Annotated in this window: 1 protein-coding gene and 1 pseudogene; both read right to left on the bottom strand. The window is 34.6% G+C overall.

Translation table 11 applies throughout. The features are described from left to right. A pseudogene (locus T429_RS0108270) lies at positions 1-1,582 on the bottom strand (autotransporter outer membrane beta-barrel domain-containing protein); the annotation flags it as partial. 1,019 nt (positions 1,583-2,601) lie between these two features. Continuing rightward, on the bottom strand, positions 2,602-5,076 hold the full coding sequence (locus T429_RS0108265; protein ID WP_005774849.1) for an autotransporter outer membrane beta-barrel domain-containing protein: 2,475 nt from the start codon (positions 5,074-5,076) through the stop codon (positions 2,602-2,604). Positions 5,077-7,304: the final 2,228 nt, after the last annotated feature.

Raw genomic sequence — 7,304 nt, 5'->3', positions numbered from 1 at the left:
AACCACCCCTTGTGATATAACCATGGGCTAATTTGAAAGAATTTTCATCAGCCTTTCCGGAAACTTGGATCAGTGAAAGTCCGCCTATGTTAGAAGGATCGGAAGCATTTATGACGCTCTCTTTATCTCCTAAATCGCTTTGAATGTAAACTGTTGTGGAGCCTGAAACATCGCCGTGAATGAGAAGATGATCGGTTTCTTGCTCTGTGATTGGTGTGCCATCAGTCCACTTTGTATTGAAATAAATTTTTGCATCACCTGTTGCATTATAGACGGCTTTAGTCTCTGGTTTTCCGGAACCTATATGCAATGTTTGATAATGACCTTCTGTTGGTTTGTCAAAAATTATAGAGCTGTTATTAAGACCCAAGACAGAAATATCAGAGCGTGCTCTTTGAGCAATATCAAGCAATTTTCCCTCAGCGTCTTTTTCATTTTCACTGATTTTCAACGTCCACGTTGTTTCATTTTTAAGATCAAAGCTTGTTTTTCCCTTTTCTTTATTTCTTACACCGCCTTGTAAGACAGAGTGATCTGCGGTTAAAGTAAACATTTCAACCGGTTCTGTCTCCTGTATGTCGTTTTTGAATAACGTATCAGCAAGGATTTTTGAATTTTTAAGATTAACTTTACCAATTGATTCATTGGTATTTATTCCAACACCCTTTTCAACAAGCAATTTTGTATCCGTTAAATTGATTTCTGAAGTCTTATCATTAGGGGAGTCTTCAAATCTTATACCACTCCTTTCTGCCTTTGCCGATATATTTATCGTATCAATTTTTCCACCATCTTTTAAGACAAAAGCCGATCCGTTTGCAGTGACTTTTCCTCCTGTCATGGTGATTTTAGATTGAGAATCGCTTGCATATAATCCATCACCGGGCTCATATTCATGGACATCTGCACCTGGATTTTCACCCTTGAATGATGTTACTTCAACATTGTCTTTTAAAATAATAGTGCTGCCACTTTCTGCGTGTATTCTCCCTCCAAAGGATCCACCTGAAACTGTTACTTGAGAATTCTTCTTTGCCCTTACGCCGTACATCGCTTCTTTAATGGTTACATTTTTCAAAGTGAGTTTACTTTTTCCATTAGCATCTATTCCCCATATTAGAACGTTATCATATTTATTGTAACAACTTGCTATTGTGACATTTTCCAGTACGCTACTACTATTAAAGAGAGCTACACCGCTTGCAGAAACATTAATAGAACCTCCTGTCATCTTGAATGTAGCGTTGTCTGATACTTGAACGCCATATCCATAGAAAGGATCATTTCCAAGTGGAGCACCAACAATGGTATTTTCCGATAATTCAATCAAACTATCGGATCCTTTAACGACGACAATGGTTGCAACAAATGATGTTCCTTCCGGAGGCGTACTCCCCAGCTTTAAATTTTTGCCGATGATTTTTCCACCCTTTTCTGCCCAAATATTATTGTAGCTTTCTTTAGAGACTTCTATTTTTTTCCCACCAGAAACTCTAAGTTCTTTTGCTTGTGCATTGGGATAGGTGCCAAACAATAGGATTGCTGAAATTGCTGTATATGATAGAAGAATTTTTTTGGACATCTATGTTCTCCTCACTTAACTAAGCTGCAAATGTTTTCTTGGCTTGTTATATCCCCGCTTGTTACATAAGAAGAACAAACAATATAAGAAAATAAAAAATGGCTAATTACTATTTATTATTTTGTAATTATTATTTTATAATTTACTTATAGTCAAATTATTTAAAATTAATTCATATTGTATTTATTATGTATAAAAATATTTTAAAAAAGTATCAAAATAATATTTATAGCTATGATAAGTAGATGGTTGTTGTGTGTTTGTACTTTCGTTTATGGTACTATTATACCGTTATATATTTTGATATATTAGAGAAAACAAAGGGGAGACAGCATAGTGACCTAGCTGTCAGAAAAAATTAAAAAAAGTTTTCTTAATTTTCGATTTGATATGTTTTATATTAAGTGTAATGTGTTTTATAAATGTGCTAAAGAGCTCTGATTGGTGCTTTTATAAACCTTATTACTCTTCTTGAGTGTTTTGATAAATTTGTTGATGTCTTTTTTGTTTTTATTTCATCTCATTCAATTGACTGCGTAAAGGGATGTTTTGGAGTATGTTTTCCATGGAAAGAGGAAAATAATCGTAGGTTATGTTTTTTTTATCTACTTACGATAATAAAACTATTACATTTTATTTTTTTTGAGAAGAAGGGTAGGGGCTTTTATGAAGCAAGCGAGATTATATCGATAACATTTGGGCTGAGCATAGTTATCTCTAGGTGTTTTTTCTGAGCGTTTTTCTCTCACTTGGGGATGAAGCGCTTTGTGACATTTTGTTTGAGAGCAATGAACGCAATTTGTTTAAGAGAGATGAACGCAATTTAATCTGTAGGCTTCAAAGGATAATATTCACCTTGTAAATCAATAAATCTTGATGGAGATGATGTTAAGGGGATAAATAACAAAGCCCATTCAAGTGATCTTTTAATGAAAGAGTATCAAGAATAAAAAAGGCAGTATATTGTACTGCCTTTTTTGTTAAATTAAATAAGACTATAAGTTGCGTTTTGCTTGTTCTTAAAACTGATAGCGTATTCCGCCTGAAAAGCTTGTTCCAGATATACCTGTTTTTTGAATTTTCTGCTGATAATGAACATCAGCATGAAGGGCAATATTTTGTGATAATTGTGCATTCACACCAAATCCACCTTCAATAGCTGCTCCCATAGAATCAAGACGGAATGATTCACCAATCTGTATAGTGCTATTATCGGAAAAAGCTTTAACAATATTCAACTTCCCATAGAAAGAAAAAATACCACTGTTTTCAGTGGGAACTGTTGTTTGCGTTAAACGTCCTCCAATACGAACCAACCATTGATGAGGATTGCCCATATCCACATCAAAACCATCAACATCTGAGAATGTGCCAAGCATAAGACGTTGATAAACAACTTGTGCTTGTGGTTCAAAGGACAATCCTTTCGTACTGGTTTCGAATTTTTTTCCAATGGTTGCCGATGCACTGAATGTATCAGCGTTCGTCAATTCCGCTGTCTTTCCTATGAGAGCTGTGGTGATATTTCCCTTGAGCATTCCATAGGAGACGAGGGCATGGACATATGTCCCATTATGATGATGCAGGTCACTATATCCAGTCAGTGACCACTTATCGAGTGTACTCTTGTCAGCACCTTCCATATCTTTTGGGGTGAAAGCCAATTTTCCATATGTTCCTAAAAGACCAAAGTTGGTGGTCGCATTTTGATCTTCTAGAGCGATCAATGTAAAGCCTGCTTGTAAAGCAACATAGTGAATATCAGCACCATAACCATATTGTAATGGCGTACGGTGAGAGGATAATGTCATCTTGTTGCCATACGTCGAGAAGAAAATCCCTTTGCTTTTATGATCTTTTGTCTCAAAGCCTGTTTCTTGCATCGTGTTCAGCAAAGTGTTTTGATTGTTTACATCAGCCAACCCAGCTGAGAATAGAGCGTTAGGCATAACCAAATAGCTTGCTACTTGAGGAACGAGAGCCTTGATCTTTCCTTCATCATCAAGCGTTGCACTTTGCAAGCGGAAATCCCAGAAATTCTGATTTCTTCTCTGGTTTTGTTCGTTGTCTGCTTGTCCAGAATTTAATGTTGATTCACCTTTTATATTATTCTCAACTCCTAAAATCACTCCCCCTAATACAACGGGAGTTGTGTCGGTTTTTGCGTTCTTGTCTTTTGATTGTTGAGAAACTTCCCCTAAATGGCTTTGTGCGTTCTCTGCTTTTCCAAGACTTGATGCCGGTCCATAGGCATTTAGAACATATTTATAGGGCAAACCACCCATTGTGACATAGCCATTTGCTAGTTTGAAGGAATTTTTATCTGCCTGTCCAGATACTTGTATGAGTGAGAGACCACGCATATTCGCCGGAATAGAAGATTCTGCCTGTGATGACTCAGCTTTTGAGAGACTATTGAAATGAATTGTTGTGGTACCTGAGACATCTCCGTGAACAAGAAGGCGGTCCGTTTTTTGCTGTGCTTTTGTCAGACCATCACTCCATTGTGTATTGAAATAAATCCTTGCATTGCCTGTTGCATTGTAAATAGTTTCTTTAGCGGAGTCCCTATTTTCTTGTGAATGAGGAACCTCAAGGATTTGTCCTACACTCAAGGTTTGATATTGACCCTTTGCCAGCGTATGGGGCGCATTAAACACAATAGAACTATTATTAAGGTTCAGGACTGAAACGGTAGACAGTGCTCGCTGCTCAATGTCGTGGAGAGCATAATTAAATGTACTGAAATCATGATTTACGTCGTATTGACTTACATTTAAATACCATTTGCTCTTGTTATTTAAATTAAAAACACTCGTATTGACGGCTAAGGTTCTTGCTCTCCCTTCCATAATCGAATTATCGGCAGTTAAGATAAAAGTCACAGGATGAGGATCTGAATCTGTTTTCTTCTTTACATTATTTTGTAATAATACATCAGCACGAATTTCTGAGTCCTTAAGTTGAACTTCGGCAATAGACTTTGAAGATGAAGGCCCTAAAATACCAACACCATCTCTTACAAGAAGTTTTGTATTGGTAAGAATTGCCTTATTGATAACTTCTTCCCCATCTTTTACAAAAGCATCTAAAATGCTATGAAAAATAATACCGGATTTCCTTTTGGTTTCTATAAATGAATCTTCAATGTTAATGATACCGTTTGAAATTGATAGACCAGTATACAAGGCATTGGCTTTAACTTCTTTAGCATTAATACGTCCCCCTTGTGATACAGCAAAGGCAAACGAAGCTGAATGTATTGTTGAGTTCGTAATTGTAGCAATTGCTTTTTTAGAGGCGTACACTGCGCTTAATCCATTGCGGATAAAAACATTATTAAGAGTCTTTTCCTCTCCATTCTCCAGCTTGAACTCATCAATAATTTCAGGAGGTTGTGTATTTGCATAAGTTGGAGCGAAATGAGAAAAAATGAAAGTTCCAGCAATTGTACATAACAAAAGATTTTTCTTATAAATATATTTCTTACACATAGATATGCCTTTAGTATTTGGTATGCTTTGATGCTTACTTCATTCCCCTGATGGCGCAAGTACCCAATCAGCTTTTATATCATTATGTTTTTATTGTAAATAACAAAACGAATTATATTGTGCTGTTCTCTATAATTTGAAGGTTTATTTCAGAAAAGATTTTTTCATGATCATAAAATACAATGAAACAATGAATCCCCCAAATCTAGCTTGATAAGCTTATACTAAAACCAGGATGAAGCTATTTTAAAACACGCTATTTAAAAATTGGCACTTCAGTATAATCGCTATAAAAGATCTATAGCGTTAAAATGGATTTTTTTGTATTCAGAAAAAATCTCTGTCAATTTTCTCTGTCCTAGCAGAAGATCTGCTATAAGAAGAAGAGATGAGGGGGATCTTCAAAGAGATCTTTTTTAAGGCGCTCAAGCTCATTTTCTGAAGTCTGTACAGTGCTTATGAATGATATAATGATAAAATTTTTGTGAACTCTATCATCTTTATGCTTGTGAAGGAGAAAGCAGACTTTTTTACGCTTGATAAAACAGCAAGTCCATCACACACTTTGACAGCTTTTGGCACTTGAGATGGTTTATAAAAAGGTTGTTTTTATGGTTTCTTCACATGGTTTACCTGCTTGTAAAGTGCAAGAGACGGGGGGATTGAGGCAACATGGGGCGGAGGTGAAATGAGATCTTGTACGATATTTGGGGTGCTCATTTAACAGGAAAAATAGTTAGGAATCTTTATAAATTATTGAATTTATTTATATTTATAATAATTATTCTATTCAGTCATTCGATTATGCTGTTTGTTTCTTCAGTTTTTACAGCCGTAGAAGCATTTTTCGGGACAGCAATTTGTATATTTATTCTCTCGTTATTGTTAAATATTCGTTGGTGATTTTTTTATCACCTTTTGCGTGAAGTATTTCATAAGTTCCGTTGGATATATTTTGCACTAAAAATTTTTAGGGATTTAGTTTCTGCATGATAGGTGGAAAATCGTAAAGTTTTTACAGCTGCTGTGCACGATAGAATATTTTCTAAATACAAAAAAATAATAAGCATTAATTTTATTTATATAAGAATAGTATACTTTTATTACAGATTAAATATATATAAAAATTACTTAAATATATTGCAATTTTATAAGTTTTAATGGTCTTGCGAATTAATTAAATACTGTAAAAATAGCATTTTTACTACAAGAGAATAGAATAAATAGGTCCTGTTTTCATAGGATTATCTTAAGATTGATAGCAGCATTTTGCTCTTAAAAATTCATTTCCATTATGCTGCTTTTAATATTTTCTTATCGTTTTATTTTCTTTCAGGGAGATGAAATTGGTATAAGAGAATGAACTTTTTCAATTTGGTTACCTAAAATGGTATAAGCAAGTGTCAATGAAGCTTTATAGATGGTGTAATAAGCGCATTAATTGAAAGAATAGAGGGGTATCAATCGGTCAAGGGTGTAAAGAAGGAGCTTTTTATTATTATCTTTTTAGATATCGTTATCTGTCTATTGTCTAAAAATGCACTTTTCTTAACTTTATGGATAAATTCACGAATAGACATGCTGCGGAATTCGTGTGAAGAGGAGGAAAAGCCTATTTTAAGTGGAAAAGGGTAATTCATAAAGAGCTTCATGTTGAAGGCTTTGAAATGAATGATGTTTGGTTTTCTAAAAGTACACTTTTATGAGAAAGGGTGCTTTTATTCAAATGTCTTGTATTAAAAGGTCTCGGTTTTCATTATTTTGGGCTGTTGATACATTCTCGATAAAAATACCTGACATTTTTTGTTAAAAAAAGGGAAGGGGATTTTATGAAGCAAGCGAGATTATATCGATAACATTTGGGCTGAGTATAGTTATCTCTAGGTGTTTTTTCTGAGCGTTTTGGTTTTCTCTCACGTGGATGATGAAGTGCTTTGTGACATTTTGTTTAAGAGAGATGAATGCATTTAATCTGATAGGTTTCAAAAACAATACTTAGCCTTGTAAATCAATAAATCTTGATGGAGATGATGTTAAGGGGATAAATAACAAAGCCCATTCAAGTGACCTTTTAATGAAAGAGTATCAAGAATAAAAAAGGCAGTATATTGTACTGCCTTTTTTGTTTGATGTAGTGTATAGAATAACAATACACCTGTTGTTAAAGTTTTGCTTCAAAACTGATAGCGTATTCCGCCTGAAAAACTTGCTCCAGAAATCCCCGTTTT

Source organism: Bartonella elizabethae F9251 = ATCC 49927 (genome assembly GCF_000518165.1).
GTDB lineage: Bacteria > Pseudomonadota > Alphaproteobacteria > Rhizobiales > Rhizobiaceae > Bartonella > Bartonella elizabethae.
The sequence above is the reverse complement of the archived record's forward strand: the minus strand, read 5'-3'. Positions and strand labels throughout refer to the sequence as shown.

Bases quoted from the DNA above. Each gene is read 5' to 3' on its own strand.
- T429_RS0108265 (WP_005774849.1), bottom strand. From the start codon at position 5,076: ATGTGTAAGAAATATATTTATAAGAAAAATCTTTTGTTATGTACAATT.